Annotated in this window: 18 protein-coding genes; 12 read left to right on the plus strand and 6 right to left on the minus strand. The window is 61.2% G+C overall.

The window, feature by feature from the left end; all coding sequences use genetic code 11:
* Positions 1 to 37 precede the first annotated feature (37 nt).
* Complete coding sequence (locus KVH01_RS23780; protein ID WP_217883128.1) at positions 38 to 448, minus strand: membrane lipoprotein lipid attachment site-containing protein; 411 nt, start codon at positions 446 to 448, stop codon at positions 38 to 40.
* A 185-nt stretch (positions 449 to 633) separates the two neighbouring features.
* Between KVH01_RS23780 and KVH01_RS23785 the strand changes: the two genes are divergently transcribed.
* Positions 634 to 1,512 carry a DMT family transporter gene (locus tag KVH01_RS23785; protein WP_043050681.1) on the plus strand — a complete coding sequence of 293 codons (879 nt, stop codon included), beginning with the start codon at positions 634 to 636 and terminating at the stop codon, positions 1,510 to 1,512.
* Here the strand turns inward: KVH01_RS23785 and KVH01_RS23790 are convergent, their stop codons facing one another.
* On the minus strand, positions 1,513 to 2,847 hold the full coding sequence (locus KVH01_RS23790; RefSeq protein WP_217883129.1) for an MFS transporter: 1,335 nt from the start codon (positions 2,845 to 2,847) through the stop codon (positions 1,513 to 1,515). It lies immediately after the preceding gene.
* A 224-nt stretch (positions 2,848 to 3,071) separates the two neighbouring features.
* Between KVH01_RS23790 and quiC the strand changes: the two genes are divergently transcribed.
* Together quiC and KVH01_RS23800 are read left to right on the plus strand one after the other, a co-directional pair.
* Complete coding sequence (gene quiC / locus KVH01_RS23795; RefSeq protein ID WP_217883130.1) at positions 3,072 to 4,973, plus strand: 3-dehydroshikimate dehydratase QuiC; 1,902 nt, start codon at positions 3,072 to 3,074, stop codon at positions 4,971 to 4,973.
* 77 nt (positions 4,974 to 5,050) lie between these two features.
* On the plus strand, positions 5,051 to 5,716 hold the full coding sequence (locus KVH01_RS23800) for a TetR/AcrR family transcriptional regulator (RefSeq protein WP_043050684.1): 666 nt from the start codon (positions 5,051 to 5,053) through the stop codon (positions 5,714 to 5,716).
* 142 nt (positions 5,717 to 5,858) lie between these two features.
* On the opposite strand, the gene KVH01_RS23805 is transcribed toward KVH01_RS23800, so the two are convergent.
* Both KVH01_RS23805 and aroQ read right to left on the minus strand, forming a co-directional pair.
* Positions 5,859 to 6,707 carry a shikimate dehydrogenase gene (locus tag KVH01_RS23805; protein ID WP_217883131.1) on the minus strand — a complete coding sequence of 283 codons (849 nt, stop codon included), beginning with the start codon at positions 6,705 to 6,707 and terminating at the stop codon, positions 5,859 to 5,861.
* Positions 6,707 to 7,153 carry a type II 3-dehydroquinate dehydratase gene (gene aroQ, locus KVH01_RS23810; RefSeq protein WP_124379528.1) on the minus strand — a complete coding sequence of 149 codons (447 nt, stop codon included), beginning with the start codon at positions 7,151 to 7,153 and terminating at the stop codon, positions 6,707 to 6,709. Before aroQ ends, KVH01_RS23805 begins: the two co-directional genes overlap by 1 nt.
* A 206-nt stretch (positions 7,154 to 7,359) precedes the next feature.
* Between aroQ and KVH01_RS23815 the strand changes: the two genes are divergently transcribed.
* From KVH01_RS23815 to KVH01_RS23855, 9 genes are all read left to right on the plus strand, one after another.
* Positions 7,360 to 7,881 (plus strand): RNA polymerase sigma factor, encoded by a 522-nt coding sequence (locus tag KVH01_RS23815; RefSeq protein WP_217883132.1) that lies wholly within the window; start codon positions 7,360 to 7,362, stop codon positions 7,879 to 7,881.
* Between the two features lie 63 nt (positions 7,882 to 7,944).
* A complete protein-coding gene (locus tag KVH01_RS23820) occupies positions 7,945 to 8,943 on the plus strand; it encodes a FecR family protein (RefSeq protein WP_217883133.1) in 999 nt (332 codons plus the stop codon).
* Positions 8,944 to 9,142: 199 nt separating this feature from the next.
* Positions 9,143 to 11,800: a TonB-dependent receptor gene (locus KVH01_RS23825; RefSeq protein WP_217883134.1), complete on the plus strand. Its 2,658-nt coding sequence runs from the start codon at positions 9,143 to 9,145 to the stop codon at positions 11,798 to 11,800.
* Between the two features lie 81 nt (positions 11,801 to 11,881).
* Entirely contained in the window at positions 11,882 to 12,502 is a 621-nt protein-coding gene (locus KVH01_RS23830) for a heme acquisition protein HasA (protein WP_217883135.1), read from the plus strand.
* Between the two features lie 118 nt (positions 12,503 to 12,620).
* Complete coding sequence (locus KVH01_RS23835) at positions 12,621 to 14,369, plus strand: type I secretion system permease/ATPase (protein WP_217883136.1); 1,749 nt, start codon at positions 12,621 to 12,623, stop codon at positions 14,367 to 14,369.
* Positions 14,366 to 15,691: an HlyD family type I secretion periplasmic adaptor subunit gene (locus tag KVH01_RS23840; RefSeq protein ID WP_217883137.1), complete on the plus strand. Its 1,326-nt coding sequence runs from the start codon at positions 14,366 to 14,368 to the stop codon at positions 15,689 to 15,691. The genes KVH01_RS23835 and KVH01_RS23840 overlap by 4 nt, the downstream gene beginning before the upstream one ends.
* Positions 15,688 to 17,016 carry a TolC family outer membrane protein gene (locus KVH01_RS23845; protein ID WP_217883138.1) on the plus strand — a complete coding sequence of 443 codons (1,329 nt, stop codon included), beginning with the start codon at positions 15,688 to 15,690 and terminating at the stop codon, positions 17,014 to 17,016. The genes KVH01_RS23840 and KVH01_RS23845 overlap by 4 nt, the downstream gene beginning before the upstream one ends.
* 135 nt (positions 17,017 to 17,151) lie before the next feature.
* Positions 17,152 to 17,580: a DUF4160 domain-containing protein gene (locus tag KVH01_RS23850; RefSeq protein WP_217883139.1), complete on the plus strand. Its 429-nt coding sequence runs from the start codon at positions 17,152 to 17,154 to the stop codon at positions 17,578 to 17,580.
* Positions 17,577 to 18,041, plus strand: a complete 465-nt coding sequence (locus tag KVH01_RS23855) for a DUF2442 domain-containing protein (RefSeq protein WP_217883140.1) — start codon at positions 17,577 to 17,579, stop codon at positions 18,039 to 18,041. Before KVH01_RS23850 ends, KVH01_RS23855 begins: the two co-directional genes overlap by 4 nt.
* Positions 18,042 to 18,101: 60 nt before the next feature.
* Here KVH01_RS23855 and trmA read toward each other — a convergent pair whose 3' ends face one another.
* Positions 18,102 to 19,181, minus strand: a complete 1,080-nt coding sequence (trmA, locus tag KVH01_RS23860) for a tRNA (uridine(54)-C5)-methyltransferase TrmA (protein ID WP_217883141.1) — start codon at positions 19,179 to 19,181, stop codon at positions 18,102 to 18,104.
* The gene (locus tag KVH01_RS23865) at positions 19,178 to 20,473 is read right to left on the minus strand and encodes an NCS2 family permease (protein ID WP_034117796.1); all 1,296 of its coding nucleotides are present in this window, start codon (positions 20,471 to 20,473) and stop codon (positions 19,178 to 19,180) included. Before KVH01_RS23865 ends, trmA begins: the two co-directional genes overlap by 4 nt.
* Between the last annotated feature and the right edge of the window lie 144 nt (positions 20,474 to 20,617).

Consider the following 20,617-nt stretch of genomic DNA (forward strand, 5'->3'; position numbering starts at 1 on the left):
TCCTCTGTGTGCTAACCGTGAGTGATTATGGTCGGTATTAACGGCAATAGCCTTCGCCCGTGGCGACGATCAGGCAGTCTTTTTTATCCGCCAGCCATTTCAGGCCGGTGGCGGCACCGTCGCCGGCGCGCAGCAGTTGCGGGCCGTCCGGGCGGGTGAAGGCAATGCCATCTTCGGCCGCTTCACCCTTGAAGGTGCCGGAATCTGCGGCGTCGAGGCCGTATTGCATGGTCAGAATGTAGTGACCGCGGCCAACGCTGTCGTCCTTGGCGATGATCAGGTTCAAGCCCTCGACGCCGATCCACTTGCCAACCCACTGGTCGGTCGGGGGCGTTTGCGGCACGAGGGTGGCCTGTACAGAGGGTGGCGCAGGTTTGGGCGCTTCCTTGGCTTTATCGCAGGCGGTAAGCAGGGCGACGGCAGAAAGAACAAAGAGGATTTTTTTCATAGCGGCAAGGCCTTGGTTAAAAAGTGTGCAGCGCCGGGGCGAGCGTGCAGGGTTGGACTCGATTCCAGTGATTTAGTGCGCTGTTCGCCCACTGTTTGGTTATGCTCTCGGGGCAGACCCATGCCCGGCTGCTAGATTACTCGGTTGAGTGCTACCGCGTTGAACTCGCCACGCAAGAGAATTCCATGACTGTCAGTACCCCGCTTTCCGGCGTCAACCATCCCTTCAAAGGCATTCTGCTGATTGTGCTGGCGACGTTCCTGTTCTCCAGCCATGACGCCTTGTCCAAATACCTGGCCGGGTTCTACCCCATTGTGATGGTGGTGTGGGCGCGCTACCTGGTGCACACCTTGCTGATGGCCGGGATCTTCCTGCCGCAGTCGGGCTTGCGTGTACTGCGCAGCAAGCGGCCGGGCATGCAGGTGGTGCGTGCCTTGTGCCTGTTGGGCACCAGCTTGTTTTTCACCGCGGCGCTGCACTACATCCCGTTGGCGGAAGCCACGGCGGTCAACTTTCTCGCGCCGATCCTGGTGACGGCGCTGTCGGTGCCGCTGCTGGGTGAGCACGTCACACGTGGTCAATGGCTGGCGGTGATTTGCGGTTTTATCGGGGTGCTGGTGATCATTCATCCCGGAGGCGAGCTGTTCACGCCGGCGGTACTGTTGCCCCTGTGTTCGGCAACGTTCTTCTGCTTCTATCAACTGCTTACGCGCATCCTCAGTAAGTTCGATACGCCCACCACCAGCAACTTCTTCGCCGGGTTGTGCAACACCTTGGTGATGAGCGCCATGGTGCCGTTCTTCTGGCAGGTGCCGACCTTGTGGCACGCTGTGTTGATGCTGGCGCTGGGGACTTGTGGGATGACCGCGCACCTGATGCTCACCCAGGCCTTCCGTTTCGCTGCGCCGGCTTTGCTGGCGCCGTTCGGCTATTGCCAGATCGTGTTCGCGGGGTTGTTGGGCTGGCTGGTGTTCAGTCATACCCCCGATACCACCACTGTGGTTGGTATCGGGGTGATCTGCATGAGCGGATTGGCCGCTGCCTGGCAGCAACGGCGGCGTTGATTAGACGTCTACCGTCGGAATCTTGCGCGGCGCCATGAAGTACATCCACACCAGTGCGATGAAGTACATCGCCGGGATCAGGGTGAACAGCACGGTGTAGTTGTTATTGGTCACCGTGAGGATGTGACCGACGAGCTGGGTCATGAACATGCCGCCAATGGCCGCGCACATGCCGCCGAAACCGAACACCGTGCTCATCATGTGCTTGGGCGTGTAGTCCATCACCAGGCTCCAGATGTTGGCGGTCCAGGCCTGGTGCGCGCCGATGGCCAGGGAGATGGCGAACACCGCGACCCACAGCTGGCTGGAGCCGGCCGCCATGATCACCCCGACGATGCAGCAGGCAAACAGCAGCATCGACAGCAAGCGGGCCTTGATCGAGTTCATCCCACGGCCGATCAGGAACGACGACAGGATGCCACCCCCCACGCTGCCGAAGTCGGCGGTCAGGTAGATGATGATCAGCGGAATGCCCATCTGCGTCACGTTGATGCCCAGGTTGTATTGCTGGTTCAAGAACGGCGGCAGCCAGTACAGGTAGAACCAGAACACTGGTGCGGTCAGCGAGTAGGCAAGAGCGAAGGCCCAGGTACCACGCATGCGCAGGATGCGGCTGAACGGCACGCGGGGCTGTTCCGGCTCGACTTGCTGTTGCACGTAGTCCAGTTCGGATTGTTTAACGGTGGGATGGTCTTCCGGGTTGTAGTACTTCAGCCCCCAGAACAACAGCCAGATGCCGCCGAGTGCCGACATGCACAGGAACGCCGCCTGCCAGCCCCACACGTGCAGGATCAACGGCAGCAGCATCGGCGTCATCATCGCGCCGACGTTGGTGCCGGCGTTGAAGATACCGGTGGCGACCGCACGCTCACCGGCGGGGAACCACAGGCGGGTAGTCTTGACGCAAGCCGGGTAGTTGGCGGCTTCGGTCAGCCCGAGAATAAACCGGCAGACCATAAAGCCCACCGCCGAGGTGGCCAGGCCGTGGGCGCCAGTGGCCAGGCTCCACAACAGCACGGCGCAGAAGAACACGCGCTTGACACCGACCCGGTCGATCAAGCGGCCTTGCAGCACAAAGCCAATGGCGTAGCCGACCTGAAACCAGAAGTTGATGTTGGCGTAGTCCATCGCCGTCCAGCTCATTTCCTTGGCGAGGATCGGCTGCATGACGCCGAGGGCGGCGCGGTCGATGTAGTTAAGAGTGGTGGCGAAGAACACCAGGGCCAGCATGCCCCAGCGCGTTTTACCTACGGCCAGGGCGCCGCGGATCTTGTCGCCGATGCCGGCGTGCGGGTTGCCCGGGCGCGCGGCCAGGGTGGGGTTTTGCAGAGGCATGAGGTCGTACCCGTTTTTTGAAATTTTTATGGTGTGTTCTGGGTCTTGTTATTTGAACGAGTTGCCCGGTCGATGGTGCGCAGTGGTTAAAAAGTCGTCAATTCGTCAAAGGGGCATAGTGTTCGATAATCGCACCGAAAACTAACCGGTTCGTACATTTTAATTGCTGGGTGTAGGCTGGGGGCGAATAATTTGCCACAAATAACAACTGCCGGGAGTCATCCATGCAACGTTCCATCGCCACTGTTTCCTTGAGCGGCACCTTGCCGGAAAAGCTCGAAGCCATTGCTGCAGCCGGGTTTGATGGGGTGGAGATCTTTGAGAACGATTTGTTGTATTACGACGGCAGCCCCCGCGAAGTTAGGCAGATATGTGCCGACCTCGGCATCGCCATCACCCTGTTCCAGCCGTTCCGCGACTTTGAAGGCTGCCGCCGCGACCGCCTGACGCGCAACCTGGAGCGCGCCGAGCGCAAGTTTGACCTGATGCATGAACTGGGTACCGACCTGATACTGGTGTGCAGTAATGCTTCGGCCGATTGTGTGGGCGACGAAAATATTTTACTCGACGATCTGGGCCTGCTGGCCGAACACGCCGGCAAGCGTGGCCTGCGCATCGGCTATGAGGCGTTGGCCTGGGGCAGGCATGTGAGCACCTGGCAGCAGGTGTGGAACCTGGTGCGCCAGGTCGATCATCCGAGCCTGGGTGTATTGCTCGACAGTTTTCACACTCTGTCGCTCAAGGGCGACCCAAGCGGCATCGCCCAGATCCCGGGCGACAAGATCTTCTTTGTGCAAATGGCGGACGCGCCGATCCTGGCCATGGATGTGCTGGAATGGAGCCGGCATTTTCGTTGCTTCCCTGGCCAGGGCGAATTTGATCTGGCTGGTTTTCTGGCACCGATTATCCAGAGCGGCTACACCGGGCCATTGTCCCTGGAGATTTTCAACGACGGCTTTCGCGCTGCGCCGACTCGTGCGAATGCGGCGGATGGCTTGCGTTCGCTGCTGTACCTGGAAGAGAAAACCCGTCAGCGCCTGGCCGAGGAGCAGCTCCCCCAGCCCGTCGACATCCTGTTCGAAACCCCGGCGGCCAGTGAATACGACGGCATCGAATTCCTGGAATTTGCCGTGGATGAAAGCCTCGGCGCCAAGCTCACCCATTGGCTGGAGCGACTGGGGTTCACCAAGGCCGGCCAGCACCGCTCTAAGAATGTGAGTCTGTTACGCCAGGGTGATATCAATCTGATCCTCAACTGCGAGCCTTATTCCTTTGCCCACAACTTTTTCGAGGCCCATGGCCCGTCCCTGTGCGCCACGGCGATTCGGGTCAAGGACAGCGCCAAGGCCCTGGAGCGGGCGGTGGCCTACAAGGGCCAGCCGTATCGCGGCCTGGTCGGGCCAAACGAGCTGGAACTGGCCGCCGTGCGTGCGCCCGATGGCAGCCTGATTTACCTGGTCGACCCCAGTGAAAGCGGGCTGTACGACACTGACTTCAATCTGCAACCGGCTTCTGCCACCAGTGGTGGTTTGCTGCGCATCGACCATATGGCCATGGCCTTGCCGGCCGACAGCCTCGACAGTTGGGTGCTGTTCTACAAGAGCTTGCTGGATTTCGAAGCCGATGACGAAGTGGTGTTGCCTGACCCATACGGCCTGGTGAAAAGCCGTGCGTTGCGCAGCCGTTGCAGCTCGATCCGCCTGCCGTTGAATATCTCCGAAAACCGCAACACCGCGATTTCCCACGCACTCTCCAGCTATCGTGGTTCGGGGGTGCATCACATTGCCTTCGATTGCGCGGATATCTTCGCCGAGGTGCGCCGGGCCAAGGAGGCCGGGGTGCCGTTGCTGGATATTCCGCTCAATTACTACGACGATTTGGCGGCACGCTTCGATTTTGACGATGAGTTCCTCAGCGAGTTGGCGTACTACAACGTGTTGTACGACCGTGACGCCCAGGGCGGTGAGTTGTTTCACGTGTACACCGAACCGTTCGAGGGGCGATTTTTCTTCGAGATCATCCAGCGCAGGAACGGCTATGCTGGCTATGGCGCAGCCAACGTGGCCGTGCGTTTGGCGGCGATGGCCAAGTCACGTAGCGGCGCAGTGCGCCAGGCGCGTTTATAACAGCTGGCCGGGTGCTTCCTTCGGCGAGCGCCGCGGCCCATAATCAGGGCCTGCACAATAATGGCTGTGAGCGCCCCATGACCTCGAGTCCCGTTCTCCGCGCGGTGTCAGACGCACCGCGTAAGAGTCGTAAGAACAACCCGGAAAAGACCCGCGAGAATATTCTCCAGGAAGCCATTGTCGAGTTTGTTCAGCAGGGCCTGGCCGGCGCCCGCGTGGATGCCATCGCCGAGCGCATCCACACCTCCAAGCGCATGATCTATTACTACTTCGGCAGCAAGGAGCAGTTGTACGTCGAGGTGCTGGAGAAGCTCTACGGCGATATCCGCAACACCGAGACCCGCATGAACCTCACCGCCCTGGAACCGCGTGAGGCGATTCGTCGGTTGGTGGAGTTCACGTTTGATCACCACGACCAGAACGTGGATTTCGTGCGCATCGTCAGCATCGAAAACATTCACAACGCCGAGTACGTCAAACGCACCGACACCATCAAGGCGATGAACAGCAAGATCCTTGAGGGGCTAGGTGAGACCTTGCGCCGTGGCGCCGAATTAGGGTTGTTTCGCGAAGGACTGGAGCCGTTGGACGTGCACCTGCTGATCAACTCGTTCAGCTTCTACCGGGTATCCAACCGGCATACGTTCAGTGAAATTTTCCAGATCGAACTGTCGGATGAGGCGATCAAGCAGCGGCATCGGGAGATGATTTGCGAGTCGGTGTTGCGCTACCTGCAGGCCTGAGAACACGCCTCTATCAGGTAAGCAGGCAATCCATGTGGGAGGGGGCTTGCTCCCGATTGCGGTCTGTCAGCCAAGCAATTCTGTCTGATACACCGCAATCGGGAGCAAGCCCCCTCCCACATTTTGCTCCCGGTTTCTACTGTCAGGTATTCATGCTCTGGAAGTGCGCCAGCATGCGTTGCACATCCGGCACCTGGCCGCTGAACAACTCAAACGCCTTCACCGCCTGAAAAACTGCCATATTGCCACCATCCAGGGTACGGCAGCCCAAGGCGCGGGCATCGCGCAACAGCTGGGTTTCCAGTGGGAAATATACGATCTCAGCCACCCACAGTCCTGTGCGCAACAACGCAGCTGGCACCGGTGTCCCGGGCAGCTTGGTCATGCCCATTGGCGTGGTGTTCACTAACCCATCGGCCTCGGCCATCGCATTTTCCAGATGAGTGCCGACCTGGGCGCGACCGGGTCCGAAACGCTGCGCAAGGTTATCGACAAGGTCGCGGGCACGGGAGCCGTCCACGTCGAAAATGCTCAAGTGCTCAACACCTTCTGCCAGCAGCGCATGGCTCACCGCCGCCCCTGCGCCGCCGGCACCCATCTGCACGACGTGCCGGCGGGCGACGTCATGCAGGTTGCGGCGAAACCCTTCGGCGAAGCCCAGGCAATCGGTGTTATGGCCGATCCGTTTACCGTCCTGGAACACCACCGTGTTAACTGCGCCAATGCCTCTGGCCTCGTCGGACAAGTCATCGAGCAACGGCAGGATCGCCTGCTTGCACGGGTAGGTAATGTTCAGCCCGTTGAACTGCATCAACTCGGCGGATCGCAGCAGGTCGGGCAGGGCATTGAGGTCCAGGTGCAGTGGCTCAAGGTCTATCAGGCGATACAGATAGCGCAAGCCCTGGGCGTCGCCTTCCTCTTCATGCAGCGCCGGCGTGCGGGAGGCCTGGATGCCGGCGCCGATCAGGCCGGCGAGAATGCGTGGTTTCATCAAGCGCGTCCCTTCAGCGTATGGCTGAAGTGCTCCAGCGCCAGGTGGTAGCCGTGGCTGCCAAACCCGGCCAGCACCGCCTGGGCGATAGGGGATACAAACGAGTGATGACGAAACGCCTCGCGGGCATGCACGTTGGATAAATGCACTTCGATCACTGGCAGTTCACTGGCCACTAGTGCATCGCGGATCGCGACCGAGGTGTGGGTCCAGGCTGCCGGGTTGATCACGATACCGGCGCAGCGGGCGCGGGCGCCGTGGATCCAGTCGAGCAGTTCGCCCTCATGGTTGGTCTGGCGAAACTCGATTTTCAGCCCGAGCTTGTCTGCGCTGCGACCACACAGGGCAGCGATGTCGGCCAGGGTTTCGTGGCCATAGGTGGCGGGCTCGCGGGTGCCGAGCAGGTTGAGGTTGGGGCCGTTGAGCACCAGCACGATGGGCGGCATAGAGGGTTCTCCACAGTTCTTATTGGTTGTGGGGACAAAATGTACCGGATGGTTAATTTGGTCAATTGCTGGCAGCGGATCCGTTCGATTATCGAACCGTTAATCAGCGCCAAAGTCCAACGCAATCAGATTAGATATCAATTGAAAATCATTCTCGATAACGCTTAAGATGCCCGCCTGTTTCCTTAACATTCCAGGGAGTCGGTTTGTCGGACGTGGATCTCAAGGGCCTGTTTCTCAAGCACGCCGATACTCTGCGCGGGTATCTGGCCCGCAAGGTACGGGACCCGCAATTGGCTGCCGACCTGGTGCAGGAGAGCTTCCTGCGCCTGGCGCAAAAGCCGGCCGGCGAGCACATCGATAACTCCCAGGGCTATCTCTATCGAACGGCGAGCAATCTGCTGATCGACCATATTCGCCAGGAAGCACGGCGCAAGACTGATACCGTGCCCCACGAGGCGTTGGCCGAGATTGAAGATGACGTGGCCGGGTTGGAGGCTCAGGCAATGGCGCAGCAACAGCGACAGGCATTGAAGCAGGCACTGGCGGAGTTGCCGGAGCGCACCCAGCAGATTTTCCGCTTGAACCGTATCGAAGGCATGACCCACGCCCAGGTCGCCCAGCACCTGGACATCAGCGACAGTTCCGTGCAAAAGCACCTGGCCAAGGCCCTGGCGTATGTGATGCAGCGCTTGCAGGAAGGCGAGGTGAAGCCATCCGACGAATGAATTACCGAAAACCGCCAGGCCAGACGTCACAGCGTCTATATAACGAGAATTCGAGATTCACACGTGAATAGCCAAGGTCCGCAACAGCACAGCATTACCGAGGAGGCGGCCGAATGGGCGGTGCGCCTGCACGCCGGTGCCTTGAGCGAACAGGAACAAGCCAAGTTGCGCCAGTGGATCGCCCGCGACAGTCGTCACGAAGCGGCCTTGCGCTTTGCCGAGCAGACCTGGGCGGCGCTGGGCGAAGTGCACAAGGACGAATCCGTTTATCGTCAGCGACCGCCGACAGTGGCTTCAACGGTACGCCGTTCCACCCGCCGAAGGCCGTGGCAGCGTGTGGCTGTCGCAGCGCTGGTCGTAGTGGTAGTGGGTGTCGGCTGGATGCGCGGCCCGGATATGTTGCTGCACATGCAGGCCGACTACGTCACGGGCAAAGGTGAAGTGCGCACGGTGCACCTGGCCGACGGCAGTACGGTGGAGCTCGATTCCGGCAGTGCTATTCGCCTGGATTACGATGGGGTACAGCGGGGCATCAGCCTGCTCCAGGGCTCAGCGGTGTTTGACGTGGCGCCAATGGTGGGCGAAGAGGCCCGGCCCTTCGTGGTGCACAGCGCCGCGGGCCAGACCCGGGCATTGGGTACGCGGTTTGTGGTCGAGCGAGAGGGTGACAGTCAAGCCTGGGTCGGCGTGTTGCAGCACAGCGTCGAGGTGTCTGTGCAGGCTTCACCGAAAAATGGCGCGACCGAGCGCATCGTCGAGCAAGGCCAGGCTGCGCGCTACAGCCCCCAGGACGGTGTGGTCAGCCTCGACCAGTTTGATGTTGATCGCGCCACCAGTTGGCGGCGCGGTATGTTGATCTTCGACCGGCAGCCGTTGGCCAAGGTTATCGAGCAACTCAACCGTTACCGACCCGGGCATGTGGTGTTGACCAACCCGGCGCTGGGCGAGCGTGAAGTCAGCGGCGTATTCCGCCTCGATATGCTGGAAACTGCCCTCGGCACCCTGACCCAGGAGCTCCAAGTGCAACGCTTGGACCTGGCCGGCCTCAGCTTGATCTACTGATCTTTCCCCTTTAAAACCGCTGCCCTTGTAGGAGCGAGCTTGCTCGCGAAAACCCAAGGGCAACGCGTTTTCGTTGACGTTCTTCGCGAGCAAGCTCGCTCCTGCAAAAAAATATTACTGACTTCCCGCGCCTCGCACGTCTTGCTAGGTGAGAAGCATTCGCATAAACAAAAAACGCTTAGCGCAGGGATCACCACACATGTCAGCACTCACCAAGGGGCGTATCACCGGCAGTCGGTTGGCCCTGGCCATTCACCTGGGGTTGTTGGCCGTCGCCGCGCCGGTCCATGCCGTGCAACCTGCGGCCGGTGCCGCCCAATCCGTGGTGCTGAGGTTCGATATCCCTGCGCAATCGCTCGGCAGTGCGGTGCTGGCTTTCGCTGACCAGGCCGGCCTGCAAGTGCTGTTCGACAGCCAACGCCTGCAAGGTCTGAGCAGTACCACGCTCAAGGGCAGCTTTGGCGTGCAGGAAGGGCTTGCCCGCCTGCTGGGTGCCGCACCGGTTGAATACCGCTTTACCGGTGAGCGCCAGGTGACCTTGAGCCGAGTCGAGCAGCAGGCCGGTGCCCTGGCCTTGGCGACCACAACAGTCACCGGCTTGCACCAACAGGACTGGGTGTATTCAACCCCGCGCCCGGTGAGCGTGGTCAGGCGCGAACAGCTCGATCGCAACCCGCCCCGGCATGCCGCCGAGATGCTTGAAGAGGCGCCTGGGGTCTACTCCGCCGTCAGCCAGCAAGACCCAGGGCTGTCCGTGAACATCCGCGGTATCCAGGACTATGGCCGGGTCAATATGTCAGTCGATGGCATGCGCCAGAATTACCAGCAGAGCGGTCACCAGCAACGCAACGGCACGTTGTATGTGGACCCTGAGTTGTTGTCCGAAGTCGTGATCGAAAAGGGCGCGACCTCCACCCAGGGCGGTGCGGGCGTGATTGGCGGGGTGGCCAACTTTCGTACGGTGGAGGCCGCTGACCTGCTCAAGGGCGGCAAGGAAATCGGCGGGCGCATTCGCCTTACCTCAGGGCTGGGCGGGCGCAGCAACGGCACGCATTTCATCGGCAGCTCGGCGTTTGCCGTGGGCACCGACGTATGGGACATGCTGGTGGCCGCCAGTGAACGGCACCTGGGCGATTACAACCCTGGCACCAAGGGCAGCATTGGCGAGTTGCGTACCGGCGCGGCGTTCATGCCGGCCAGTGAGGAGCGTATCAAGCACACCACCGTTGCCTATTCAGGTTCGGTGATGCGCTCGCGCCTTCTCAAGTTGGGGCTCAACCTGCCGGCTGACCAGCGTTTGCAACTGAGTTACCTGGCCACCGATGTCGACTACGACGACGTCAACATGATGACCGCCGAAAAGGCGCAGTTATGGGAAAAGCTCGGCAGCAGCGACGTCAGGGCGCAGAACGTTGCGCTGGATTACAGCTATGCGCCGGACAACCCGCTGATCGACTTCAAGGCCAAGCTCTACTACGTGGACACCCGCAATGAGCAATCCACCCTGGCCCGGGGGATCAACAAGGCTTATGACGTCACCTATCAAACCAATACCTATGGCTTGCAGGCGCAGAACATCTCGACCTTTGCCCTGACGGAGCTGGCCGCACTCAAGGCCAACTATGGGCTGGAATTTTTCTACGACAAAGTGCGCCCGGACTCCAACCAGGCGGTGGAAGCTGGCTCTGCGGTCAAGGCCTCAGCGGCCGAGAGCATCACACCCAAGGGCGACCGTGCGATGGGCAGTGTGTTCGGGCGCCTGGATTTCGACTACGACGGTTGGCTGAATCTCAACGCCGGCTTGCGTTATGACCGCTACCGGCTGCGCGGCGAAACCGGCTTGAACACCCGCACGTTTATCATTGGCACTACCCGTCAGATCGGCGTGCCGGTGAACTACGACGTGGATCGCGAGGAGGGCCGTTTTTCGCCGACCTTTGGCCTGTCGATCAAGCCAGGTGTCGATTGGCTGCAACTGTTCGCCACCTACGGCAAGGGCTGGCGCCCGCCGGCGGTGACCGAAACCATGGTCAGCGGCCGGCCCCATGGCGGTGGTTCGGAGTCGATTCTGCCCAATCCCTACCTCAAGCCGGAGCGATCCACCGCGTGGGAGGTCGGCTTCAATGTGCTCAAGCAAGACCTGCTGTTCGCCGAGGATCGCGTAGGCATGAAGGTGTCCTACTTCAACACCCGGGTCGATGACTTTTCCTATATGGCCTTGGGCGTACAGCCGCCCGGTTATGGCAACGTCAATATCGGCAGTGCGGCGTATGTAAACAACCTGGAGACCACACGTTTTCGTGGCCTCGAATACCAGCTCGATTACGACGCCGGGTTTGCCTACGGCCAGTTCAACTACACACGCATGCTCGGCAGCAACAAATTCTGCAGCAAGACCGCCTGGCTCGGCGGCGTGACCAAGACCCAGAAGCGTCCAGGCAACCGTGCGCCCGTGGATGCGATGGTGCCGGACGACGCGGCCAATGCCGGCGTGGGCTGCAGCGCGATCCTGGGCTCATCCGAACACATGCCCATGGACCGCGGCACCGCGACCCTTGGCGCGCGGTTCTTCGAGCGCAGGTTGGATGTGGGTGTGCGGGCCCGCTACAGCGCCGGTTATTACGTCAAGGGCGGCGCCGGAGTGACCACTTCGCAAACCGGCGTCTACCCCGCCGATTGGAAGCCCTACACCGTCTACGACCTGTACGGCAGCTACCGCGCCACCGATCAGTTAACCCTGCGCCTGGCCATGGAAAACGTCACCGACCGCGCCTACCTGGTGCCGCTGGGCGATGTACTGGCCTTCACCCTGGGACGTGGGCGCACCTTGCAGGGCACCGTTGAATATCAGTTCTGACCGCTTTTGCCCAGTGACGGGCAAAACCACAGCAGGCACCGGCTTGCTGCGGAGTGACCACCCCATGACTTGGAGTTTTGCATGAGCATTTCTATTTCATACAGCACGACCTACGCCGCTAGCACCGTCGCCCAGTACCTGAGCGATTGGTCGGCCTACTTCGGTGATCTCAACCACCGTGAAGGTTCGGTCAAAGAGGGTGTGAACACCGGTGGTTTCAATCCTGGGCCGTTCGACGGCACTCAATACGGCGTTTCGAGCAGCGTCAGTGATGCCGCCGTGGTCGCCGAAGGCAGCCTGCATTACACCTTGTTCAATCCGCCGACCCACACGCTGTGGGGTTCGCTCGATGCTCTGACCCTGGGCGACACCCTGGCCGGTGGCGCAAGCAGCGGTGGCTACAGCATCGCCAACCAGGAAGTCAGCTTCACCAACCTGGGCCTGTCGAGCCTGCAGTCCGAAGGCCGTGACGGCCAGGTGCACAAAATCGTGTACGGCCTGATGAGCGGTGACAGTTCGGCGTTGGCTTCGGCCATCGATACCTTGCTCAAGGGCATCGACCCAAGCCTGTCGGTCAATTCCACCTTCGATCAACTGGCCGCGGCCGGTGTGGCGCATCAGGACTCGCCTGCATTCGCCGCAGCCGATGTGGGCCTGGTCGGCATTCAGGACGCGCCTCAAGACTTCGCCATGGCCGCCTGATGCAAAAAGCCGATGGAGGCTCACGCCTTCATCGGCCTTGCGAATCCTGTGGGCACGCCGCGGGTGCCGTCAGCGCACCGGGCGGGCCCTTGCTCGACTCTTCAATGGAACAACCACCATGACTCGGCCCGGTGCCAAGCGCACGAATGAGATGCTGGCTGCACTGACGGCCTATAAAAGTGCCTTCTTCAACATCGGCCTGTTCTCGGCGGTGATCAACCTGCTGATGCTGGCTCCGGCGCTGTACATGTTGCAGGTGTATGACCGGGTATTGGCCTCGGGCAACCAGATGACGCTGTTGATGCTGACGCTGATGATCCTCGGCCTGTTCGGCTTGATGGGGGCGTTGGAGTGGGTGCGCAGCCAGGTGGTGATTCGCCTCGGCACGCAGATGGACATGCGCTTGAACCAGCGCGTATTCGACGCCGCCTATGAAGCGCAGCTCAAGGGCGGCACCCAGGCGGCGGGCCAGGCCCTGCACGACCTGACCACCTTGCGCCAGTTCGCCACCGGCCAGGCGTTGTTCGCCTTTTTCGATGCGCCATGGTTTCCGGTGTACCTGGTGGTGATCTTCCTGTTCCACCCCTGGCTGGGCCTGCTGGCGCTGGGCGGTGCGCTGCTGTTGATCGCGCTGGCGTGGGCCAACCATCATGTCAGCCAGGCGCCAATGGCCCTGGCCAGCCAACTGTCGATCAGCGCCAGCCAGCAGGCCACGGCCAACCTGCGCAATGCCGACACCATCGAAGCCATGGGCATGCTCGCCACACTGCGCGGGCGCTGGTTCAACCAACACCAGGCATTTCTGGTGCAGCAGAACCTGGCCAGTGAAAAGACCGCCGTGGTTACTGCCTGGTCCAAGGGCGTACGCCTGGCCCTGCAATCCCTGGTGCTGGGTTTGGGCGCCTGGTTGGCAGTCAATGGCGACATTACCCCGGGAATGATGATTGCCGGGTCGATCCTGATGGGCCGGGTGCTCAGCCCCATCGACCAGTTGATCGGCGTGTGGAAGCAATGGAGTTCGGCGCGTCTGGCCTATGAGCGTTTGTCACTGATGCTCCAGGATAACCCGGCGCGCCCGGTACGCATGGCCCTGCCCGTACCCAAGGGCCAGGTGAGCGTGGAGCAGATCAGCGCCTGTGCCCCTGGCAGTCGCCGGCCGGCGCTGGCCAACCTGGGTTTCAGCCTGCCCGCGGGTGACGTACTCGGTGTTATCGGGCCGTCGGGCTGCGGCAAGTCGACACTGGCCCGGGTGCTGGTGGGGGCCTGGGCACCCCTGGCCGGCAAGGTGCGCCTCGATGGCGCCGACCTGGCTCTCTGGGATAAGCAGCAACTGGGTCCGCATATCGGTTACTTGCCCCAGGACATCCAGTTGTTCGCCGGCAGCATCGCGCAGAACATCGCGCGCTTTGAAACGGTGGAAGCCGACAAAGTCCTCGCTGCGGCACAAATGGCTGGCGTGCATGAGCTGATCCTGCAACTGCCCCAAGGCTACGACACCCTGCTGGGCGAAGGCGGAGCGGGTTTGTCCGGTGGGCAAAAACAACGCGTCGCCTTGGCGCGTGCGCTGTACGGCCTGCCGGCGTTGATTGTGCTGGATGAACCCAACGCCAATCTCGACGAAGTGGGCGAGCAGGCGCTGCTGCAAGCCATCGCCCAGCTCAAGCAACAGCGCCGCTCCCTGATCCTGATTACCCACAAGCCTAACGTGCTGAGCCTGACCGACCAGTTGCTGATCCTCAAGGACGGCCAGATGCAGGCCTTCGGCCCGACGGCGCGGGTATTGGAAGCGCGACAGAAACCTTTGGCGAGCAAGCCCGTATCGACCATGAGCATGAGCTACCGCCTCGGTGAGGGAAAACACGCATGAGCCAGACTAAACCCACATTAATCAGTGACCAACCGCACAACGTGCTGGCGCTGGATGACCAGAAATACTCGCGCCTGGGCTGGTGGCTGGTGCTCGGGGGCTTTGCGGGGTTCCTCGGCTGGGCGGCATTGGCACCGTTGGACAAGGGCGTGGCCGTGCCGGGCAAAGTCATGGTCTCGGGCCATCGCAAGACGGTGCAGCACCCGGCGGGCGGGATTGTCGAGCGTATCGAAGTACGCGACGGTGACCCAGTCAGCGCCGGCCAAGTGTTGCTGCGTTTAAAGGAAACCCCGTTGCGCGGGCAGATGCAGTCACTGCGCAGCCAATACCTGGCGTCCCTGGCCAGCGAAGCGCGCTTGAGTGCAGAAAGCGAAGGTTTGCCGGCCATCGAGTTTGCACCTGAACTGCTGGCCGATCCTGAGGCTGCCGCCACCCTGAGCCTGCAACGCCAGCTGTTCGAAAGCCGTGCCCGGGCACTGGCCACCGAGCAGGCGGGCCTGCGCGAAACCATTGCTGGCTTTGAGTCGCAATTGCGCGGTACGCGGGACTCCCAGGCGAGCAAAGTACAGCAGCGTGCAGCGTTGAATGAACAGCTGCAGGGCCTGCGTGAGTTGGCCCGCGACGGTTACATCCCACGCAATCGTCTGCTGGACAGCGAGCGGCTGTACGCGCAAATCGATGGTGCCATCGCCGAGGATGTTGGACGCATCGGCCAGTTGCAACGCCAGGTGCTGGAGTTGCGTCTGCGCATCCGCCAGCTCGGTGAAGACTTCCAGAAAGACCTGCGCGGCCAGTTGGCCGAGACCCGCACCCGCAGCGACGACCTGCGCAATCGCCTGGCCTCGGCTGAGTTTGAACTGGCCAACAGCCTGGTACGCGCACCGGTATCCGGCGTGGTGGTGGGGCTGGAGGTGTACACCGAGGGCGGCGTGATCAAGCCCGGCCAGGCCCTGATGGACATCGTGCCCCAGGGCGAGCCGCTGCTGGTGGAAGCACGGGTGCCGGTACAGATGATCGACAAGGTGCACCCAGGGTTGCCGGTGGAATTGATGTTTTCGGCGTTCAACCAGTCCACCACGCCACGGGTGGCGGGTGAAGTCACGCTGGTGTCCGCTGACCGTCAGGTAGATGAACGCACTGGTGAGCCCTACTACACGTTGCGGGCCCAGGTCAGTGCAGCCGGTATACAGCAACTGGACGGCGTGCAGATCCGCCCGGGCATGCCGGTGGAAACCTTCGTCAAGACTGGCGAGCGCTCGATGCTCAACTACCTGTTCAAACCGTTGCTGGATCGCACCCATATGGCCCTGGTGGAAGAATGAAGGCGTTGTGGTTCACCCTCTGCTTAAGTTGCACGCCAGCGGCCCATGCCCTGGGTTTGCTGGATGTTTATGATTTGGCGTTGCGCAACGACCCGACCTTTCAGGCGGCCATCCAAGAGCGTGAAGCCGGTGAAGAAAACCGTGTGATCGGCCGTGCGGCACTGCTGCCCAACCTGTCGTGGAGCTACAACAATTCGCGTAATGAGTCCGAAGTCACCCAGAGCACCGCGCTCGGCAATGTCACCAGCGACCGTGATTACCGCAGCTACGCCTCGACCTTGACCTTGCAGCAACCGCTGCTGGATTACGAAGCCTATGTACGCTTTCGCCAGGGCACCGCCCAGGCACTGATGGCCGACGAGCGCTTTCGCGGCAAGAGCCAGGAACTGGCGGTGCGGGTGCTGGGCGCCTACAGCCAGGCGTTGCTGGCCCAGGAGCGCATCGAGTTGAGCCGAGCGCAGAAACGCGCCTATGCCGAACGGCTGCAACTCAATGATCGCCTGCTCAAAGGCGGTGAAGGCACGCGTACCGATGTGCTCGAAACCCAGGCGCGACTGAGCCTGGCCCAGGCCGAGGAAATCGAGTCCCTGGATGTCCAGGACAGCGCCTTGCGCGAGCTGGAAGCCATTGTTGGCCTGCCGCTGCAGATCGAAGCGCTGGCGCCCCTGGCACGCCAATTCGATATTGCACCGTTGGAACCGAATCGCTTCGAAACCTGGCGTGAACTGGCCATGGCCAACAACCCTGAACTCAAGTCCCAGCACCACGCACTGGATGTGGCTTCTTATGAAGTGGAGCGCAAGCGCGCCGGGCACTTGCCCAGGGTCAGCCTATACGCCAGCAGTCGCCAGACCAGCTCCGATTCAGAAAGCAGCTACAACCAGAAGTACGACACCAACAGCGTCGGCATCCAGGTCAGCCTGCCGCTGTTTGCCGGTGGCTCGGTGTCGGCCTCCACGCGCCAGGCGGCCAACCAGCTGTCCCAGGCCCAGTACGAGCTCGACGCGCAAACCGCTGCCACGTTGGTGGAGTTACGCAAACAATTCAACCTCAACACCAGCGGCGCGGCGAAGGTGCGGGCCTATGAAATGGCGGTGAGTTCCGCGACTGCGCTGGTGACCGCCACGAAGAAAAGCGTCAGCGGCGGCGAACGGGTCAACCTCGACGTGCTTGATGCCGAACAACAACTCTTCACCGCCCGCCGCGATCTGGCTAATGCGCGGCATGCGTACCTGCTGGCGCGCATTCAACTGAAGTATTACGCGGGGTTGCTGAGCGAGCAGGACTTGCGAGCGCTGGCCGGGTATTTCCAGCCGTCGGCATGAGTGGTTACAACCCGGCATTCGCCGGGTTTTTTGTGGTTACTAATCTGTGAAACAGCTTCGGGAATAGGGAGCCGGTTGTCGGGTGGCGGAGGGAAATTGTTACCTGGCGGAAAATAACCTAACGGATGGGTTACGATGAGAGTAGGTGCTTACAAAGGCTACGTGATTTCGGTGTTTGTCAGGGATGAGCATTGCCCGCCCCATGTACATGTCAGGGGCAAGGAGTGGGATGCGCGCTTTCGTTTCAGTTTTTTGGATGGGGATGTCGAGTTGTGGGACGTGGAGCCTGAACGGAGGCGGCCACCCATGGCGGTTTTGAATGAGATACGCGGGGCGATCATGCAGCCGCACTACCTGGCGCGGGCACGCAGGATCTGGTGGGAAAAACTGCAAACGGTTTGCCTGGAGAATCATTCCTGGAATTGGGACGCAGGTGAATTGGTTCCGGGATTGGTCATTCGACCGGGTGTCTACGTCATCGCAAGCGCACGGCACGACGTTGTCGGGCAACGGACTATTTTGAATCTGGTAAGAGCGCCAGATTGCGTGGGGATTAATTTATGAAGATCGTAAAAGCTAAGGTCAAACCTTATGTACCTCTCACTGAAGCTGACGTTGACAAGGCAATCGCCCGAGGGCGCAGGTTGAAACGCCTGTACGCCAACGCCAGCAACGTACGTTATGAAAGCGACTGCCTCTCCATTGGCTTCAGCGACGGCAGCCGCGTCATGGTGCCGGTGGCTGGCCTGCCGGAGTTCGAGGGTTTTTCAGCGAAGGATTTCCAGCAATTGGAAGTGACTTTCGGTGGCAAGGCCATCAGCTGTGAAGCTCAGGACCTGGATGTTTCGATCACCGGCCTGATCGCCACAAGCCAGCCGCTGATGGACCTGGCAACCAGCCTGGTGGCATCGCGCAATGGTCGCAAAAGCAGCGCGGCCAAATCCGCCGCAGCCCGCGCCAATGGCAAGAAGGGCGGGCGGCCGCGCAAGCAAACACCGGAAACTTCAGATACTTCAGACACATGAATAACCCATGTGGGAGGGAGCAAGCCCCCTCCCACAGTTGGATCTCAGTGTCTTGAGCAATTATCGGCGGGTCAGCAACACACCCGATTCCATATGGTGTGTCCACGGGAACTGGTCAAACATCGCACACTGGGTAATCCGGTGCGTGTCGTGCAGTTGCGCGATGTTCGCCGCGAGCGTCTCCGGGTTGCAGGATATGTACAGGATGTTGTCGAAACGCCGGGTCAGTTCGCAGGTATCCGGGTCCATGCCGGCGCGGGGCGGGTCGACGAATACGCTGCCAAACTCATAGCTTTTCAGGTCGATGCCGTGCAGGCGGCGGAACGGACGCACTTCATTCAGGGCTTCGGTCAACTCCTCGGCGGAGAGGCGCACCAGGGTGACGTTATCCACGTTGTTTTCATCAAGGTTGCTCAAGGCCGCATTCACCGAGGTCTTGCTGATCTCGGTGGCCAGCACGTTACGCACGCGGGTGGCCAGCGGCAGGGTGAAGTTGCCGTTGCCGCAATACAGCTCCAGCAGATCGTCCGGGCGATCGCCCAGGGCTTCATAGGCCCAGTTGAGCATCTTCTGGTTCACCGTGCCGTTGGGCTGGGTGAAGGCACCTTCGGGTTGGCGGTAGCTGAAGGTGCGGCCACCAACGTCGAGTTTCTCCACCACGTAGTCCTGGCCGATCACATCGCGCTTGCCCTTGGAGCGGCCGATGATGCTCACGTTCAGTTCCTGCGCCAGCTTGTTCGCGGCGGTGTGCCAATGTTCGTCCAGGGGGCGGTGGTAGCACAGGGTGATCATCGCGTCGCCGGCCAGGGTGGTTAGGAACTCCACCTGGAACAGCTTGTGGCTCAGGGCGGCGCTGGCTTGCCAGGCGGCCTTGAGTTGCGGCATCAATTGGTTGATACGCTGGCTGGCGATAGGGAATGCTTCGATCAGGATCGGCGTGCGCTTGTCGTCCTGGGAAAACATCGCGTAGTGGCGCTCGCCTCCTTCGCGCCACAGGCGGAACTCCGCACGCAGGCGGAAGTTCTGCAGGGGCGAGTCGAAAACCTGAGGCTCCGGCGCGTCGAAGGGTGCCAGCAGGTCACGCAGGCGCGTGACCTTGTCTTGCAGTTGAACGGTGTAGGTTGCGGCGTCAAAAATCATGCGTTGAACCAGCCCAGCTTGATCACAAACAGAATCGACAGGATCACCAGTGCCGGGTTCAGCTCACGGTAGCGGCCCGAAAGCAGCTTGATGGCGGTCCAGGCGATGAAACCGAAGGCGATGCCGTTGGCGATGGAGTAAGTGAAGGGCATCGCCAGGGCTGTGATCACCACCGGCGCTGCAACAGTAATGTCATCCCAGTCGATTTCGGCCAGGCCAGAGGTCATCAATACTGCAACGAACAGCAGCGCTGGCGCGGTGGCGAAGGCCGGTACGCTGGCCGCCAGAGGTGAGAAGAACAGCGCCAGCAGGAACAGGATCGCAACCACGATGGCGGTCAAGCCGGTGCGACCACCAGCACTCACGCCCGCAGCGGATTCGATGTAGCTGGTGGTGGTCGAGGTGCCCAGCAAGGAGCCGGCCATGGCGGCGGTGCTGTCGGCGATCAGCGCACGGCCCATTTTCGGCATATGGCCGTCCTTGCCCATCAGGCCGGCACGCTTGGCGACGCCGATCAGGGTGCCGGAGTTATCGAACAGGTCGACGAACAGGAAGGCGAAGATCACGCTGACGAGGCCGATATCCAGGGCGCCCTTGATATCCAGCTGCAGGAAGGTCGGGGCCAGGGACGGTGGCATCGAAGTCACGCCGCCGAACGGGGTGACGCCCAACAGGATCGAGACAATCGTCACCGCCAGGATGCCGATCAACACGGCGCCACGTACCGCCAGGGCTTCCAGCGCGACGATCAGCACGAAACCGAGGGTGGCGAGGATCGGCGCGGGTTGCTTCAGGTCGCCCAGGCCCACCAGGGTGGCCGGGTTGGCGACTACGATACCGGCGTTGTGCAGGGCGATCAGCGCCAGGAACAGGCCGATACCGGCGGCAATTGCCGAACGCAGGGGCAGGGGGATGCTGTTGATGATCCACTCGCGGATACGGAAGATCGACAGCAGGAAGAACAGCACCGCCGAAATGAATACCGCACCCAACGCCACCTGCCAGGTATGGCCCATGTGCAGGACCACGGTGTAGGTAAAGAAGGCGTTGAGGCCCATGCCCGGTGCGAGGGCAATCGGGTAGTTGGCGATCAGGCCCATCACGGTGGAGCCGATGGCGGCGGCCAGGCAGGTGGCGACAAACACCGCGCCCTTGTCCATGCCGGTCTCGCCGAGGATGCTCGGGTTCACGAACAGGATGTAGGCCATGGCCAGGAACGTGGTAATACCCGCGAGAATCTCGGTGCGCACATTGGTGTTGTGTGCTTTGAGTTGAAACAGCTTTTCCAGCATGCCGGCTCCCTGTGACGCTATCTTGCGTCGTTATTTGTTGACCTCTAAGTCAAAGCACAAACTGCGCCAAGCGCCTGTGGTTTCAGAGAGGATCGGAAAAAGCGGCGCATCATACCAGCAGCCGAGGCTGTGTGGCGCATGGCC

The organism is Pseudomonas khavaziana (assembly GCF_019145205.1).
GTDB classification, from domain to species: domain Bacteria; phylum Pseudomonadota; class Gammaproteobacteria; order Pseudomonadales; family Pseudomonadaceae; genus Aquipseudomonas; species Aquipseudomonas khavaziana.

What these genes read in the sequence shown, in the direction of transcription:
- KVH01_RS23855 (WP_217883140.1), top strand. Translation starts at nt 17,577, where the DNA reads ATGAAGATCGTAAAAGCTAAGGTCAAACCTTATGTACCTCTCACTGAA.
- KVH01_RS23825 (WP_217883134.1), top strand. Translation starts at nt 9,143, where the DNA reads ATGTCAGCACTCACCAAGGGGCGTATCACCGGCAGTCGGTTGGCCCTG.
- KVH01_RS23800 (WP_043050684.1), top strand. Translation starts at nt 5,051, where the DNA reads ATGACCTCGAGTCCCGTTCTCCGCGCGGTGTCAGACGCACCGCGTAAG.
- KVH01_RS23805 (WP_217883131.1), bottom strand. Translation starts at nt 6,707, where the DNA reads ATGAAACCACGCATTCTCGCCGGCCTGATCGGCGCCGGCATCCAGGCC.
- trmA (WP_217883141.1), bottom strand. Translation starts at nt 19,181, where the DNA reads ATGATTTTTGACGCCGCAACCTACACCGTTCAACTGCAAGACAAGGTC.
- KVH01_RS23840 (WP_217883137.1), top strand. Translation starts at nt 14,366, where the DNA reads ATGAGCCAGACTAAACCCACATTAATCAGTGACCAACCGCACAACGTG.
- quiC (WP_217883130.1), top strand. Translation starts at nt 3,072, where the DNA reads ATGCAACGTTCCATCGCCACTGTTTCCTTGAGCGGCACCTTGCCGGAA.
- KVH01_RS23790 (WP_217883129.1), bottom strand. Translation starts at nt 2,847, where the DNA reads ATGCCTCTGCAAAACCCCACCCTGGCCGCGCGCCCGGGCAACCCGCAC.
- KVH01_RS23835 (WP_217883136.1), top strand. Translation starts at nt 12,621, where the DNA reads ATGACTCGGCCCGGTGCCAAGCGCACGAATGAGATGCTGGCTGCACTG.
- KVH01_RS23850 (WP_217883139.1), top strand. Translation starts at nt 17,152, where the DNA reads ATGAGAGTAGGTGCTTACAAAGGCTACGTGATTTCGGTGTTTGTCAGG.
- KVH01_RS23830 (WP_217883135.1), top strand. Translation starts at nt 11,882, where the DNA reads ATGAGCATTTCTATTTCATACAGCACGACCTACGCCGCTAGCACCGTC.
- KVH01_RS23845 (WP_217883138.1), top strand. Translation starts at nt 15,688, where the DNA reads ATGAAGGCGTTGTGGTTCACCCTCTGCTTAAGTTGCACGCCAGCGGCC.
- KVH01_RS23865 (WP_034117796.1), bottom strand. Translation starts at nt 20,473, where the DNA reads ATGCTGGAAAAGCTGTTTCAACTCAAAGCACACAACACCAATGTGCGC.
- aroQ (WP_124379528.1), bottom strand. Translation starts at nt 7,153, where the DNA reads ATGCCGCCCATCGTGCTGGTGCTCAACGGCCCCAACCTCAACCTGCTC.
- KVH01_RS23780 (WP_217883128.1), bottom strand. Translation starts at nt 448, where the DNA reads ATGAAAAAAATCCTCTTTGTTCTTTCTGCCGTCGCCCTGCTTACCGCC.
- KVH01_RS23785 (WP_043050681.1), top strand. Translation starts at nt 634, where the DNA reads ATGACTGTCAGTACCCCGCTTTCCGGCGTCAACCATCCCTTCAAAGGC.